Source organism: Rhodococcus sp. FG69 (assembly GCF_057808915.1).
In genome coordinates this window covers 117,177-130,671 of record NZ_JBMDIX010000007.1, presented here as the reverse complement: position 1 = coordinate 130,671, position 13,495 = coordinate 117,177, and the positions used below count along the sequence as shown (strand labels likewise).

Sequence of the window (13,495 nt, the reverse complement as noted above, 5' to 3'; positions counted from 1 at the left end):
GCAAGGATGTCCGCGGAGTATCAGAGCCGAACTGTAGAACGTCTACGACCGTTCGGATCGACGATTTTCGCCGAGATGACGGCCCTTGCCGTCGCGACGGGCGCGGTCAATCTCGGCCAGGGATTTCCCGACACGGATGGCCCCGCGTCGATGCTCACGGCAGCCAAGGAGGCCATCGCCGGCGGGCTGAACCAGTACGCGCCGGGCCCCGGTATGCCGGTGTTGCGCGAGGCTATCGCCGCCGATCGCACGCGCAACTACGGCCTCGAGTACGACCCTGCAGATCAGATACTCGTCACCGTGGGTGCCACCGAAGCAATCGCGGCGACCATCCTCGGGCTCGTCGAGCCGGGTGAGGAGGTTCTGCTGATCGAGCCGTACTACGACTCCTACGCCGCGGCGGTCGCGCTTGCCGGTGCCAGGCGCACGACAGTGCCGCTTGTCGAGGACGGTTCAGGTTTTGCTGTCGACCTCGATGCCCTCGAGCGGGCAATCACTCCGCGGACGAAGCTGTTGGTCGTCAACTCGCCACACAATCCGACCGGGATGGTCATGACGGGCCGCGAGCTCGTCCGGATCGCCGAGATCGCGTGCGAACACGACCTGCTCGTCCTCACCGACGAGGTCTACGAACGCCTCGTCTTCGACGGCTCCACCCACGTACCCCTTGCCACCCTCCCCGGCATGTTCCAGCGGACCGTCACCGTGTCCAGCGCGGCGAAGACGTTCAACGCCACCGGATGGAAGACCGGTTGGGCGCTCGGCCCAGCCGACCTGATCGATGCTGTCCGCGCTGCGAAACAGTTCATGACGTTCGTCGGAGGCACCCCGTTCCAACCTGCGGTGGCGCACGCTCTCACCCACGAGGCCGAATGGGTAAGCGCGCTGCGGTCCAGCCTCCAGTCCAAACGAGATCTTTTGTCCGCGACGCTGTCCGATGCCGGATTCGACGTGAAGTCCAGCAGTGGAACGTACTTCGTGTGCGCCGATGTAGCACCACTCGGCGAGAGCGATGCGGTCGAGTTCTGCCGATCGCTCCCGCACCGAATCGGCGTCGCCGCGGTACCGGTGGCAGCGTTCGTCGATCATCCAGATCCATGGAAGACGTTGGTACGCTTTGCTTTCTGCAAGAAGGACGAAGTTCTGAATGCGGCGGCCGGCAGGCTGCACACACTCGCCACAGGCCGATGACAGCCAGAACGATCCCAGTCGACTTCGTCGTCAAAGCAGTCTCGCTTGCAGCCAGCGGTGGCGTCGACCTGTCCTATCCACTGTCGATCGCCGGCATCGGACCCGAGACCTTGAAGGATCCACACTCTCGGCTCACCGCACGACAAGTCACGCTGTTCACCCAGGCAACCTGGCAACTCACCGACGACGAGTTGTTCGGATTGTCCTCGACGCCTATGCGCCGAGGGAGCTTTCGGGTCATCTGCCTGACGCTCATTCACAGTCCGGACCTGTCCGCAGCCATGGAACGGATGTCGGAGACGACGCGAGTGCTGTCGGGGATGCCGCCGATGCTGATCACTCGCGGCGAAAAGTCGACGCGATTGACCATCCCACCGGCAGACAACAGTCACCTACCCGACAGTGCACGGGAAGTAGCAGGCCAACTGCTCACCGACTTCCGGATGGTCCTCGTGCACCGCTTCGCTGCGTGGCTCATCGGCGGCAGAGTGAAACTTCACTCCGTCGAGCTCCCCTACGAACTCGGCGATCCGGCAACGGGAAAGCTCTACGACCGAATGTTCGGCACCCACGTGACCTACGGTGCGCCTGCAGCGGTGCTCGAATTCGACAACGCTGCGATGCGCGCACCGATAGTCCAGACCGAAGAGACTCTGGCGAACTACCTCCGCGAGTCGCCGAATCTACTGTTCACTGCGCGTGATTACGACAGCACTGCATCGTCGCAGGTTCGTCGGGCATTGGAACTCGGTCTGCACGGCGGAGCCCCGGGGACCGTCGAGATCGCCGAGATGCTGTCGGTCAGTACCGCCCATCTTCGACGCCTGTTGCGCCAAGAGGGGACGTCGGTCAACCAGATTCGCGAAGAAGTAATGCTCGACGCGGCTGTGTCCGGGTTGAGTCGAGGAGATTCCGTCGACGACATCTCCAGCCGACTCGGGTTCTCGGAACCGTCGGCTTTTCGACGGGCGTTCAAACGGTGGACCGGCCGAACGCCGGGGGCCTACCGCTAGACCTCGTCGGGGAATCGATTGTCTACCCTCGTGTATTCGAGCCTCCATGGGTCCTCGGAACGGCTCAGTAGACGCCACCCGTCGTTCTCGACCTGCTTTTCGATCTCGCGCAGACTGTGCCGCATGTCGGCCGCCCACTCGTCCTGTGGTGAAAGGAAGCCCACGGTTCGAGGCACTGGGAACGTTGCGCTGAAGTACCTCGGTTCCTTCCCGACCACTCCGACGAAGCGCATGTACGCAGCACCTGACTGCGACGTGAGCGTCGCGATCAGGGCCTTCCACCATTGGTGGGCCCCCACCTCTTCGATTCCGATCACAAGACTCGACGACGTGTCCGGCATGAAGGAAGTGTGCACGCGACGGATGATCGTGGGCCGCGGTCGACGGTCACAGATCGGGGAGTCGAACGACCCTATTGGGCGCCCTCGTCGTTGCCGTTGAGTGATACAGGCGGATCAGCCATCGACGAGGAGGGGCAATGCACACAACACACACCAAGGCACGGTCACCACGAGTCACCAACCGCATCTGGTCGAACATCGCGGCGGTGGCGGCCGCCGTGACCGGAGTTCTCGCGTTCGCCGGAGCGATCGGACTCATCGGTGGCGGAACCACTTTGGGCAGTGAGGTCCCACAACGCTTGCCCTGGGACAGTATCGTCCTGGCCGGCGTCGCACTTGCACTCGTGGTCGGAGTGCCGACGACGGCTGCAGCTTTGGCGCTCTGGAGAGTCATTCCCCGGGCGGCGCTGATCACGACGACGGCGGGACTGCTTCTCATCGTGTGGATCGTGGGACAGATAGCTGTCATCAGAGAGTTCCACATTCTGCAGGTGGTGTTCGGCCTGGTGGGCGTACTACTGACAGCGGTCGGATGGCATTTGACTCGGAGTGCGTCGGCAGATTCTCCCGCCCGCGGTCATCACTCCTAGCCCACGCAGAACTCGTTGCCTTCCAGGTCGGTCATCGTGATCCACGTACTCGGCCCGACCTGGCCACGATGCAGAACTGTGGCGCCCGCGTCGACCAGTTGTTGCGCGATGGCCTCCCGTTCGTCGCCGGCCCGGATGTCGAAGTGCAGCCGGTTCTTGACCGTCTTGGACTCCGGCACCGCCTGGAACAACACCCGCGGACTCCCCGGTCTTTCGGGGTCCGTGATGGCCGCGCCCATCTTCCAGACGAGCTGGCCGTCGAACTCGAGGGTGTCCTCTTCTCTGGCATGTCCGGCCTGAACGAGGCCGCGGATGAAGTCGCTGTCGGACGGCTCCACCTGCCACTGGAGAGCTGCTGCCCACCACTTCGCCTGCTGGTGAGGGTGCTCGCTGTCGATCACAACCTGAATGTCGTAGCCCATGAAGACACGATAGGACCCGACACCGACATGGCGCCTGGAGTCAGCCGCCATTTTCCCACACTGGAACATACGTTCGAATGAAGCTAGACTTGTTGCCATGAGTGTCGAAGTGCAGGGTTCGTTGTTCACCGACGAGGACTCGGACTTCGGACCCCTGGGCTCATCCGTCACCCGACGCGAGCTCAGCGACGGGGCCTGGGTGGACGTACGGCCTGGATGGGCCAGTTCGGTGGACCTGTTCGACCGGCTGGTCGGAAAAGTCGACTGGCGGGCAGAGCGTCGTCAGATGTACGACCGAGTCGTCGATGTTCCTCGGCTCGTCAGGTTCTACTCGGAGACCGAACCGTGGCCGGACGCTGCGATAGTCGACGCCAAGACAGCACTCGATGCGCACTACCGTTCCGAGCTCGGCGAGGAGTTCGCTACCGCCGGATTGTGCTACTACCGAGACGGATCCGACAGCGTTGCGTGGCACGGCGACAACATCGGCCGCAGCGCCACCGAAGATACGATGGTCGCGATCGTATCCCTGGGCGCGACAAGGCAATTGATGCTCAGGCCGCGAGGAGGTGGGCAGTCGCTGAAGTTCACTCTCGGACATGGAGACCTGATCGTCATGGGCGGTACGTGTCAGCGAACCTGGGAACATGCCGTTCCCAAGAGCATCCGCGCGACCGGCCCACGCGTGAGCGTGCAGTTCCGGCCGCGCGGAGTACGTTAGATCCTGCGCCTCTCCACTGCTGCGGCGAGAGCGTCGAGTTGCGTTGCGGTGGTAGCCCAGTCGAGGCACGCGTCGGTGATGGACTGCCCGTAGGTGAGCTCGTCCTTGTGCCCGAGGGTCAAGTCCTGTCGACCTTCTTCGATGAAGCTCTCGAGCATGACGCCGACGATTCCGGGCTCGCCTGCTGCGATACGCGCGGACAGGTCGGTGACTACATCGACCTGCTTGTTGTGATCCTTGCGACTGTTGCCGTGACTGGCGTCGATGACGACACGTTCGGGCAGCGAGGACTTCCGCAGCCGGGCGACGGTGTCGGCGACCGAGTCGGCGTCGTAGTTCGGCCCGTCGGTTCCGCCACGGAGGATGACATGGCAGTCAGGGTTGCCGGTGGTCCGAATCAAAGCCGCCTGGCCGTCGAGATCGGTGCCCGGGAACACGTGGCTCGATGCCGCCGCACGGGTGCCGTCGACCGCGACCTGGACGTCACCTTCGGTCGAGTTCTTGATTCCCACTGGCATCGACAGTGCGCTGCAGAGCTGCCGGTGTACCTGGCTGGCCGCGGTGCGAGCACCGATGGCGCCGTAGCTGACCAGGTCGGCGATGTACTGCGGTGTGATCGGGTCGAGGAACTCGCATCCGACCGGCAAACCGAGCGAGGAGATGTCGACGAGTAGCTGGCGCCCCACGCGCAGCCCCCCGTTGATGTCGAACGAGCCGTCGAGGTGAGGATCGTTGATCAGGCCCTTCCAGCCCAGCGTCGTGCGCGGCTTCTCGAAGTACACACGCATGACGATGTGCAGGCGGTCGCCCAGCTCGACGGCCTTCTCCGCAAGCCTGCGTGCGTAGTCCATCGCCGCAGCGGTGTCGTGCACCGAGCATGGTCCGACGATGACGATCAGGCGGTCGTCACGGCCGTCGAGGATGTCGACGACGCCGGCGCGCCCACGGCGAACCGTCGCGGACACCGCGTCGTCGGCCGCATGTTCGCGGCGCAGCAACGACGGCGCCACCAGCGGACTGATGCTGATGGTGCGCTGATCGTCGAGATCTGTATCCATGGGGGTGATGTCGATAGTCATGAGAAGTTGTCTACTTTCTCAGACCGGCTCTCGCAGAGCTCCACGCGCACGTCGAGCCGGTCTGTATCCGGCTCGTGGGGTGGGGGTTTCAGCGCATGGCGTCGCTGGCTGACCCACCCGGGGCCGGCCTGCTAAACCAAAAATATGCGCGCTGCATGGGCACGACGGTAGCACGCCTCTTCTCGAGTGCGGCGTGGGCCTGCGGCGCCGGCCCGACCGTGGGCAAATGTTGTCTATCCATTCAGCACAGGATAGCGTTTCCTTACCTTCAGTATGATTCCCGATTCAAGAGGCCCCGTGAAACGCACATCGATCATCTTGTCCGTCATCGCCACAGCAGCACTCGTGGCCTCGTGCAGTTCCAGTGACACACCCACCGACGAACCTGTCACCACGAGCACCTCCGAAGCGGTAGCCGAATCCCCAGGACCGACCGGCGTTCCCGACGGCATGGGCTCTCCCGGCGTCGACGACGGCGTCTTTCCCCGCACCGTCGGCCACTTCGGAGGCAGCACCGAGATCCCCGCCGAACCGAAACGCATAGTCGTCATCGCGACCGGGCAACTCGATGCGGCATTGACACTGGGAGTCGTACCGACCGGCGTCGCATACGGCGATGGGGCGGCTCTCGTTCCCGATTACATCAATCGCGAATTTCCGCAGTACAGCGACGAACTCGCCGACTTCGTCGACGTGGGTAGCCGTCAGGCCCCGAATCTCGAAGCGATCGCCGAGCTGGAACCAGATCTGATTCTTGCCAACAAGGCGGCATCCGAGGACAGCTACGACACACTGTCCGCTATTGCACCTACCGTGCTCACCGAGGGCACTGGAGTGAACTGGAAGCAGGACTTCCTGCTGCTGGCGGACGCTCTCGGCCGTACCGAACAAGCACAGTCGTTCATCGACGATTTCGTCACGCGAGCAAAGGGTCTGGGGCAGCAGGTCAGTGCCGACAAGCCGACTGTTTCGTTCGTTCGGTTCACCGCTGACCGCGCCCGTGTGTTCGGGGTCCCGTCGTTCGCCGGATACATCGCCTGGGATGCCGATCTCGCTCGGCCCGAAAGCCAGCAGTTCGACAAGACTTCTCAGGACTTCAGCGAGGAGGAGATTCAATTGGCAAACGCCGATTGGGTTTTCGTCGGCAGCCAGACGTCGGAGACAGGCTCGCGCGCCGAGACGTACACGACCAATCCACTGTGGACCGGAATGAGTAGCTCCACCGAGGGTCACATCGTGACGGTCGACGATGATCCCTGGTATCTCAACGCCGGCCCGACCGCCGCAAACATCGTGCTCGACGGGTTGTCCGAGTCACTGACTCGCTGACCCCTCCGGTGCGTGCGCAGTCGCGCGCACCGGCTTCTTCCCAGATAGGTTGCGCACAACTTAAACGTGCACTACTGTTCCTGAGGTGACCAACGAACTCGCACTCGATCGCCAGGTGTGCTTCGCGCTGTACTCCGCATCACGGGCGACCACCGCGGTGTATCGCCCGATGCTCGAGCGCCTCGGCGTCACCTACCCCCAGTACCTCGTGCTACTGGTGCTGTGGGAGAAGGACGGCCGCGGTGTCCGCGAGATCTGTGCCGAACTCGAACTCGACACCGGCACCTTGTCACCGCTGCTCAAGCGACTCGAAGGACTCGGATTCATCGAGCGACGTCGCCTCACGACGGACGAACGCCGGGTCGAAATTCACCTGACCGACTCCGGAAGCGCACTGCGGACCGAGGCACTCGACATCCCCAGACAGCTCGCTCACAAGACCGGCATGACGGTCGAAGACCTGGAGCATCTCCGAGACTCGCTGGTCAAGCTGACCAGCGCACTTCACGACACAGAAGGGTAATCACTCACATGAAGACCATCTACACCGCCGAAGCATTGGCAACCGGCGAAGGCCGCAACGGTCACGCACGAACCTCCGACGGACGACTCGATCTCGACCTTGCAATCCCCGAGGCAATGGGTGGCAACGGCGAAGGCACCAATCCCGAGCAGCTCTTCGCCGCTGGCTATGCAGCATGTTTCCATTCGGCACTGCAGCTCGTCGCGCGTCAGGCGAAGGCCGACATCACCGATTCCGCAGTCGGCGCACGTGTCGGCATCGGCCCCAACGATGCCGGCGGTTTCCAGCTCGAGGTCACCCTCGAAGTGACGCTCCCCAATCTCGCCCACGACGACGCGCAGGCACTTGCCGACCAAGCGCACCAAGTGTGCCCGTATTCCAACGCCACTCGCGGCAACATCGACGTCACCGTCACCGTCACCGACGACTAGAAGAAGGTTATTACTGTGCAAGCCAAGGAAATTCACCTCGCATCTCGCCCCAACGGCGAACCGGTACCGGACAATTTCCGCGCCGTCGTCACCGAACTGCCATCCCTGAAGGACGGCCAGATTCTGGTACGGAACATCGTCATGTCCGTCGATCCCTACATGCGTGGCCGCATGAACGACGTCAAGTCCTACGTTCCCCCGTTCGCGCTCGACGCGCCGCTAGACGGAGGAGCCGTCGGAGAGGTCATCGAGACTCGCAACGATGCGTTCTCGGTCGGCGACGCCGTCAGCCACGGCCAGGGTTGGCGTGACATCGCCGTCGTCGACGGAAAAGGCGCGCGAAAGGTGGATCTGACTCGTGCGAAGGCGTCGTCGTATCTCGGCGCTCTCGGAATGACCGGACTCACCGCCTATTCCGGGCTCACCGCCGTCGCGCAGTTCAAGCCGGGCGACACCGTCTTCGTCTCCGGCGCAGCTGGAGCAGTCGGATCGCTCGTCGGCCAGATCGCCAAGGCGCTCGGCGCGGAACGCGTCATCGGCAGCGCCGGCTCGCCCGCGAAAGTGGCACGTTTGCTCGAGCTCGGTTTCGACGCGGCGTTCGACTACCACGACGGATCGGTGAAAGCGCAACTGGCACAAGCGGCCCCCGACGGAATTGACGTCTACTTCGACAATGTGGGCGGTGAACACCTCGAAGCTGCGATCGCGTCGGCGAACAAGTACGCACGATTTGCACTGTGCGGCGCAATCTCTCAGTACAACGCCACCGAACCGACACCTGCTCCGCGCAATCTGGCCTTGGCCATCGGCAAGGAGTTGACGCTGAAGGGCTTCATCGTCGGGTCCTACAGCCACCTTGCGGGTGAGTTCTCCGAGAAAATGGCCCAGTGGCTTGCCGACGGCGCCGTCGAGTGGGACGAGACCGTCGTCGACGGTCTCGAGAACGCTCCCAGGGCCTTCATCGGTCTACTTCGCGGCGAGAACACCGGAAAAATGGTCGTCTCGATCTGACCCATGACCTACTCGTGAGTGGGTAGTGACGTCACTACCCACTCGCGAGAGCGAAGCGCACGCCGGTGAGCTCCTCGGACTTGCTCCACAGCGCGGACGCGACCGCGCGGTCGCGCGCACGGGAACTCGGCCCGACGATGGTGGGATAGCCGCTCAGCTCGGATCGCCCGTCCGGGCCGATGTACAGCCCACTCGTCACGTCGGGTGAGGTCGCTGCGTACAACTCGGGCAACGCGCCCATCTCGGCGCTCTGCGCGAGCACTTTTCCGCCTATGGCCATCATGGTGTCCTGGAACGATTCGGTACGCCCCTGGAGGTTCGTTCGAGCATACCCAGGATGCGCTGCAACCGATTTCAACTCCGAACCCGCTGCAGCCAGTCGACGATCGAGTTCGAGAGCGAACATAAGATTGGCCAGCTTGGACTGCCCGTACGCCAGCCAGCGGCGATAAGGCCGACGCTCATAGTTCGGATCGTCGAGGTGAATACGCCCGATCTGGTGCAATCCACTGGACAGTGTCACGACGCGATCGGTGATCTTACTCGCCAGCAGACCCGTCAGCGCGAAATGACCAAGATGGTTGGTACCGAACTGCATCTCGAATCCGTCGGCCGTGCGTCGAAACGGCACAGCCATGACGCCGGCATTGTTGATCAACACGTCGACCGAATCCACGGTGCTCGCGAACGATCGAACCGATTCCAGATCCGCCAGATCCAGCTGTCGCACGTGCGCCCTGAGACCGATGCTGCGAGCCACCGCATCGCCCTTGGCCGTATCCCGACAGGCCAACAGAACATCTGCCCCTGCGGCCCCGAGCGCCCTGGCAGTCACCTCACCGAGTCCACTGTTGGCGCCGGTGACGATGAATTTTCGACCCGTCAGATCGCCGATGTCTTTTGCGGTCCAACGGCGATCCGGTGTCATGCTGGAAGCCTATCGCTTCCGGCGCCAACAGGCCCCGAGCACCTGCCGACGCTTCGCTAGAGTGAGGGTCATGGTCCGCGCTCCCCTTCCCATCCGCGACGGCCTCGGACCCACCCGCATACGCATGCCCGACGCGGCACAATTCGGGACAATTCTGGACTACCTCGTCGACAGATTTCCGCAGGATTCCACTCGGCTGCGAGAGAAGATGGACCTGGGGGAGATTGTCGACGCGTCGGGAAATCCGCTGGTAGCGGAGTCGCCGATCGTTCCGCGAACCGACATCTATCTTTATCGTGATCCTCCGATCGAGCCGGTTGTGCCGTTCGCAACCCCCATACTTCATCGCGACGAGAATCTGTTGGTCGTCGACAAACCGCATTTTCTCGCCACGATGCCGCGAGGGAAGTACATTGCACGATCGGCTCTGGTGGTGCTTCGCCGGGAACTGGATCTGCCCGAGCTCAGTCCAGTGCATCGCCTCGATCGGCTCACTGCTGGTGTCCTGATGTTCACGGTGCGCCGCGAGGTCCGCCGCGCCTATCAGGAACTCTTCGCCGATCGGGCTGTCACCAAGGTGTACGACGCCGTCGCGCGCTACGAACCGAGCCTCTCGCTGCCGGTGACGCTGCGCAGTCGAATGATCAAGGAGCGGGGCGTACTTCGCGCCGAAGAAATACCGGGTAAACCCAATGCGGAGACGTTCGTGGAGCTGTCCGAGCACGACGGCCGACATGGCATGTACACGCTGCACCCGAGAACCGGACGCACGCACCAGCTTCGGCTGCACATGAATTCGATCGGCATTCCCATTCTGGGCGACAATTTCTACCCGGAGTTCTACGACGTTGCGGGTGACGACTACTCGACGCCGCTGCAGCTCCTGGCCCGATCGATCGAGTTCCGTGATCCGTTCAGCGGAGAACAACGTCGCTTCGAGAGCAACAGAAGGCTTCGTCTCCCTATTTAGGCATGGACAACACATCGCCGTGCGCTGCATTGTTCTCGGCGATCTCGACGGTTCGGACATCTATTCGATGCGACAGCACTGCCAGTGTGAACAATCCGACTGCCACATTGATCAGCGCGACGAAACCCTCCTGCGCGAAATCCACCAATGCGTTCAGCAGCGTGAAGATCAGCGCCGCGATTCGCAGCATTCGCAGCGGCCACAACTTACCGCTTCGAAGTCGAATCACCGAAGGAAGTGCCAATGACAGCGTGAGACAGGAGGATACGAACAGAATTCCGCTCGCGATTCCCATTTTGTCGATATCGATGGTGGTGTCGGTGGTATCGACGTGCAGGTCGCCCAACACCAATTGCACTACGCCGAACACGACGCCGACGAAAGCTGCGAGCGTCATGGCCCAGGCCACAAGCGGCACCCAGCGAGGACTCTTGAAAAATCGGGGGATCAGTCGTGGAGCGAACTTCTGTGCGTCGTACAGGCGTGAACTGCCGGTCCTGCAGTTCTCGAGCAGCAACCGCAGACCCGCGACGGTCTTCGGTTCGGCGCCCTCGGCTTCGGCACGATCGACCATCCTCAGCGCCCAGGCGCGTCGATGCTCGGGAATCCCGTGCGTGACGCCCTGCGCCGCAATATGAGCCGCATTGGCAAGAGTTTCCTCGTGTGAGGGCCGCCTGGCGTCACGGACGATGCGATTGCCGACGAGGACGACGACCACCAGGATGTACATGATCTCCGACGACGGCCCGTAGAAGTAGTCGTTGTCCTTGGTGACGAACTTGCCGACCTCGTCGAGAAACAGCCCGAAGCCGACGCCACCGAGCACGATGGCGAGCGCTCGCACCCCGAACCCGAGGAACATCCATCCGAGCAGTAGCGCCAGCATCATCAGCGCACCGCCGTACAGTGCATGTGCGATGTGCAGCGATTTGCCGCCCACCTGTGGGTAATTGGTGAGTTCGAGATACAAGCGAGTGATGAGTATCGTCGCGACGGCGATGATCATGAAGGCTTCGGCACTGGTACTGCCATACGCGTCCCGGAGTACACGCGAGCGGCGAACCGGAACGTGCGTCGCGGTAAGTTCCCTGGTCACCGCTCAAGTATGGGCGTCATCGATGGTGCGTACGCAACTTTTTCCGAACTCGATCGGCGACCGAGCGGCTTGACAAACTTCTTTGCTGAAACTGCAATGTAGGCATGAGCACCGCCGACCCGGACATCGAAGACGTCATTGCTGGCGTCGGTCCCAGACTCCGCAGCCTGCGCACCGAACGCGGAACGACTCTGGCGTCGCTGGCCGAGACCACCGGGATCTCGCTCAGCACCCTCTCACGACTGGAGTCCGGTGACCGTAAGCCGAGCCTGGAGCTGCTGCTCCCCATCGCCCGCGCACATCAGATACCACTCGACGAACTGATCAGCGCTCCTCCGGTCGAGGACCCCCGCGTGAGGTCGACTCCGGTTCGACGCGATCGCGTCATCATCCACCCGCTCACTCGTCGACCCGGCGGCATGCAGGCGTACAAGATCGTCGTCGACGGAGGCCGCCGCGAACCGGACCCACGTGTCCACGAGGGCTACGAATGGCTGTACGTCCTCAACGGCAGGCTGCGTCTCGTGCTCGGTGAACATGACATCGTCATGAAGCCCGGGGAGGCCGCCGAATTCGATACCCGCGTGCCACATTGGTTCGGCTCCGTCGACGAACGGCCCGTCGAGATCCTCAGCCTGTTCGGCCCGCAGGGTGAACGTATGCACGTCCGTGCGAAGCCGGCCGAGTCGTGAGTCACGTGCGAAAGACAGGATCCCCGCGTAGTTCCGGAAAGCGAGCAGTCATGTTGTCGATCTGGCGATACATGTCGTAGAGCTCACGGCGCAACATTGCCGCTTCCGAATCCAGCTCTTTCGCGCGTTTGGCAGCCCTGTCGGCGCGTGCGCGGAATGCTCGGGCCTGCGCGATCTCGATCGATGTCGTGCAGGTCTTTATGTACTCGACCAACCCAGCTGCGAACAACCGCGCCTGTGCGAGGTTCACTGCGTACAGGTCGTCGCCGTAGCTGTCGTCACGCCGGGTGTTGTCGATGATGGTGCCCTTGCCACTAGCAGAATATTGTCCGTCGAAACCTTACGCTCGCAGGTGACAAGCGAACCATTCTCCTACGAGAACATGATTGCCAACACGACCGACGCCGAAGTCGCTGCGATCGCCAAGATGATGAGCGCCGCTACGACGCGTTGGTGCACCGAGCGTCCGCCGAGCCCAGAGCTCCCGTCCGGAAAGTCCTCGTCGAGGAAGTCGTCGGAATCGACTCCTGTTTCGTCGAAGTAGACGGTGTCCCGCGGAGGCACCCAGTCCTGGCCGTTGATGCGAATCGCCGTCGTCAGGCGTTCGAGGCGGTTCCTGGCGTGCGTCGGGTAGTACTCCGACGGAGCGTTGATCGGAAGCGCTCGCGCGACGCCGATCGCGGACCCATGGCGTGCCTCCAATGCAGCGAACGCCGACGCCGCAGTGGGATCGTCGTCGGACTTGCCGGTCAGGAACCATGCCGCCCCTGCCGAGGCACGGTCGCCCATCACAAGGTAAGTGTAGGCAAGCAACTCGAGTATCGGTTGCGACGCAGGCTCACGACGCAATGCTGCGTACAGTCGGTCCCTCGCACCACCGTGGTCCCCACGAGCCAAGTCCTGCTGTGCCTGATCGATCACGTCCACCCGATCAGCCTAACGCCGGGGCGGCCTCACCAGCATCACAGGATCATCCGGTCGACTGTGCTGGATCGCAGAGGAACCCCCCGCGCCTCCCAAAACGAAAAATCCGACCCTCGAGGAGGATCGGGTCAGGCGAAGATGTGGTGGCCAGGGCCGGGATCGAACCGGCGACCTTCCGCTTTTCAGGCGGACGCTCGTACCAACTGAGCTACCTGGCCGGGCGGCACCGGTGAC

17 protein-coding genes and 1 tRNA gene are annotated in these 13,495 nt (G+C 62.8%); 10 read left to right on the top strand and 8 right to left on the bottom strand.

Features of this window, described 5'->3' with window-relative positions; genetic code table 11:
• Positions 1-6: 6 nt before the first annotated feature.
• Together ACODSO_RS08065 and ACODSO_RS08060 are read left to right on the top strand one after the other, a co-directional pair.
• Positions 7-1,191, top strand: a complete 1,185-nt coding sequence (locus tag ACODSO_RS08065) for a pyridoxal phosphate-dependent aminotransferase (RefSeq protein ID WP_489036304.1) — start codon at positions 7-9, stop codon at positions 1,189-1,191.
• Positions 1,188-2,204 carry an AraC family transcriptional regulator gene (locus tag ACODSO_RS08060; protein ID WP_068377793.1) on the top strand — a complete coding sequence of 339 codons (1,017 nt, stop codon included), beginning with the start codon at positions 1,188-1,190 and terminating at the stop codon, positions 2,202-2,204. The genes ACODSO_RS08065 and ACODSO_RS08060 overlap by 4 nt, the downstream gene beginning before the upstream one ends.
• Here ACODSO_RS08060 and ACODSO_RS08055 read toward each other — a convergent pair.
• On the bottom strand, positions 2,201-2,560 hold the full coding sequence (locus ACODSO_RS08055) for a hypothetical protein (RefSeq protein WP_489036302.1): 360 nt from the start codon (positions 2,558-2,560) through the stop codon (positions 2,201-2,203). The genes ACODSO_RS08060 and ACODSO_RS08055 overlap by 4 nt on opposite strands.
• A 122-nt stretch (positions 2,561-2,682) precedes the next feature.
• Between ACODSO_RS08055 and ACODSO_RS08050 the strand changes: the two genes are divergently transcribed.
• The gene (locus ACODSO_RS08050) at positions 2,683-3,135 is read left to right on the top strand and encodes a hypothetical protein (RefSeq protein ID WP_489036301.1); all 453 of its coding nucleotides are present in this window, start codon (positions 2,683-2,685) and stop codon (positions 3,133-3,135) included.
• On the opposite strand, the gene ACODSO_RS08045 is transcribed toward ACODSO_RS08050, so the two are convergent.
• Positions 3,132-3,557 carry a VOC family protein gene (locus tag ACODSO_RS08045; RefSeq protein WP_489036300.1) on the bottom strand — a complete coding sequence of 142 codons (426 nt, stop codon included), beginning with the start codon at positions 3,555-3,557 and terminating at the stop codon, positions 3,132-3,134. The genes ACODSO_RS08050 and ACODSO_RS08045 overlap by 4 nt on opposite strands.
• A 97-nt stretch (positions 3,558-3,654) precedes the next feature.
• On the opposite strand from ACODSO_RS08045, the gene ACODSO_RS08040 reads away from it, so the two are divergent.
• Positions 3,655-4,278, top strand: a complete 624-nt coding sequence (locus ACODSO_RS08040) for an alpha-ketoglutarate-dependent dioxygenase AlkB (protein WP_489036298.1) — start codon at positions 3,655-3,657, stop codon at positions 4,276-4,278.
• On the opposite strand, the gene ACODSO_RS08035 is transcribed toward ACODSO_RS08040, so the two are convergent.
• On the bottom strand, positions 4,275-5,357 hold the full coding sequence (locus ACODSO_RS08035; protein ID WP_489036297.1) for a 3-deoxy-7-phosphoheptulonate synthase: 1,083 nt from the start codon (positions 5,355-5,357) through the stop codon (positions 4,275-4,277). The two genes, ACODSO_RS08040 and ACODSO_RS08035, sit on opposite strands and share 4 nt — an antisense overlap.
• Positions 5,358-5,654: 297 nt before the next feature.
• Here ACODSO_RS08035 and ACODSO_RS08030 point away from each other — a divergent pair, with 297 nt between their 5' ends.
• From ACODSO_RS08030 to ACODSO_RS08015, 4 genes are all read left to right on the top strand, one after another.
• The gene (locus tag ACODSO_RS08030; RefSeq protein WP_489036296.1) at positions 5,655-6,686 is read left to right on the top strand and encodes an ABC transporter substrate-binding protein; all 1,032 of its coding nucleotides are present in this window, start codon (positions 5,655-5,657) and stop codon (positions 6,684-6,686) included.
• A gap of 85 nt (positions 6,687-6,771) precedes the next feature.
• Positions 6,772-7,209, top strand: coding sequence for a MarR family winged helix-turn-helix transcriptional regulator (locus ACODSO_RS08025; protein WP_489036294.1), 438 nt, complete (start codon positions 6,772-6,774; stop codon positions 7,207-7,209).
• An 8-nt stretch (positions 7,210-7,217) separates the two neighbouring features.
• Complete coding sequence (locus tag ACODSO_RS08020) at positions 7,218-7,640, top strand: organic hydroperoxide resistance protein (RefSeq protein WP_489036292.1); 423 nt, start codon at positions 7,218-7,220, stop codon at positions 7,638-7,640.
• Between the two features lie 15 nt (positions 7,641-7,655).
• Positions 7,656-8,651, top strand: a complete 996-nt coding sequence (locus ACODSO_RS08015) for an NADP-dependent oxidoreductase (RefSeq protein WP_489036291.1) — start codon at positions 7,656-7,658, stop codon at positions 8,649-8,651.
• 34 nt (positions 8,652-8,685) lie between these two features.
• Here the strand turns inward: ACODSO_RS08015 and ACODSO_RS08010 are convergent, their stop codons facing one another.
• Complete coding sequence (locus ACODSO_RS08010; protein WP_489036290.1) at positions 8,686-9,579, bottom strand: oxidoreductase; 894 nt, start codon at positions 9,577-9,579, stop codon at positions 8,686-8,688.
• A 70-nt stretch (positions 9,580-9,649) separates the two neighbouring features.
• Between ACODSO_RS08010 and ACODSO_RS08005 the strand changes: the two genes are divergently transcribed.
• Entirely contained in the window at positions 9,650-10,549 is a 900-nt protein-coding gene (locus ACODSO_RS08005) for a pseudouridine synthase (protein ID WP_489036288.1), read from the top strand.
• Here the strand turns inward: ACODSO_RS08005 and ACODSO_RS08000 are convergent.
• On the bottom strand, positions 10,542-11,555 hold the full coding sequence (locus ACODSO_RS08000) for a hypothetical protein (RefSeq protein WP_489036359.1): 1,014 nt from the start codon (positions 11,553-11,555) through the stop codon (positions 10,542-10,544). The two genes, ACODSO_RS08005 and ACODSO_RS08000, sit on opposite strands and share 8 nt — an antisense overlap.
• A gap of 194 nt (positions 11,556-11,749) precedes the next feature.
• Here ACODSO_RS08000 and ACODSO_RS07995 point away from each other — a divergent pair, with 194 nt between their 5' ends.
• Complete coding sequence (locus ACODSO_RS07995) at positions 11,750-12,337, top strand: helix-turn-helix domain-containing protein (protein WP_489036286.1); 588 nt, start codon at positions 11,750-11,752, stop codon at positions 12,335-12,337.
• A gap of 1 nt (position 12,338) precedes the next feature.
• Here ACODSO_RS07995 and ACODSO_RS07990 read toward each other — a convergent pair whose 3' ends face one another.
• From ACODSO_RS07990 to ACODSO_RS07980, 3 genes are all read right to left on the bottom strand, one after another.
• Positions 12,339-12,587: a hypothetical protein gene (locus ACODSO_RS07990; protein ID WP_489036285.1), complete on the bottom strand. Its 249-nt coding sequence runs from the start codon at positions 12,585-12,587 to the stop codon at positions 12,339-12,341.
• 122 nt (positions 12,588-12,709) lie between these two features.
• Positions 12,710-13,264: a DUF6584 family protein gene (locus ACODSO_RS07985; protein WP_489036284.1), complete on the bottom strand. Its 555-nt coding sequence runs from the start codon at positions 13,262-13,264 to the stop codon at positions 12,710-12,712.
• A gap of 138 nt (positions 13,265-13,402) precedes the next feature.
• Positions 13,403-13,479: transfer RNA gene (locus ACODSO_RS07980), tRNA-Phe, on the bottom strand.
• Between the last annotated feature and the right edge of the window lie 16 nt (positions 13,480-13,495).

What these genes read in the sequence shown, in the direction of transcription:
- ACODSO_RS08065 (WP_489036304.1), top strand. Translation starts at nt 7, where the DNA reads ATGTCCGCGGAGTATCAGAGCCGAACTGTAGAACGTCTACGACCGTTC.
- ACODSO_RS08060 (WP_068377793.1), top strand. Translation starts at nt 1,188, where the DNA reads ATGACAGCCAGAACGATCCCAGTCGACTTCGTCGTCAAAGCAGTCTCG.
- ACODSO_RS08050 (WP_489036301.1), top strand. Translation starts at nt 2,683, where the DNA reads ATGCACACAACACACACCAAGGCACGGTCACCACGAGTCACCAACCGC.
- ACODSO_RS08045 (WP_489036300.1), bottom strand. Translation starts at nt 3,557, where the DNA reads ATGGGCTACGACATTCAGGTTGTGATCGACAGCGAGCACCCTCACCAG.
- ACODSO_RS08040 (WP_489036298.1), top strand. Translation starts at nt 3,655, where the DNA reads ATGAGTGTCGAAGTGCAGGGTTCGTTGTTCACCGACGAGGACTCGGAC.
- ACODSO_RS08035 (WP_489036297.1), bottom strand. Translation starts at nt 5,357, where the DNA reads ATGACTATCGACATCACCCCCATGGATACAGATCTCGACGATCAGCGC.
- ACODSO_RS08020 (WP_489036292.1), top strand. Translation starts at nt 7,218, where the DNA reads ATGAAGACCATCTACACCGCCGAAGCATTGGCAACCGGCGAAGGCCGC.
- ACODSO_RS08010 (WP_489036290.1), bottom strand. Translation starts at nt 9,579, where the DNA reads ATGACACCGGATCGCCGTTGGACCGCAAAAGACATCGGCGATCTGACG.
- ACODSO_RS08005 (WP_489036288.1), top strand. Translation starts at nt 9,650, where the DNA reads ATGGTCCGCGCTCCCCTTCCCATCCGCGACGGCCTCGGACCCACCCGC.
- ACODSO_RS08000 (WP_489036359.1), bottom strand. Translation starts at nt 11,555, where the DNA reads ATGATCATCGCCGTCGCGACGATACTCATCACTCGCTTGTATCTCGAA.
- ACODSO_RS07995 (WP_489036286.1), top strand. Translation starts at nt 11,750, where the DNA reads ATGAGCACCGCCGACCCGGACATCGAAGACGTCATTGCTGGCGTCGGT.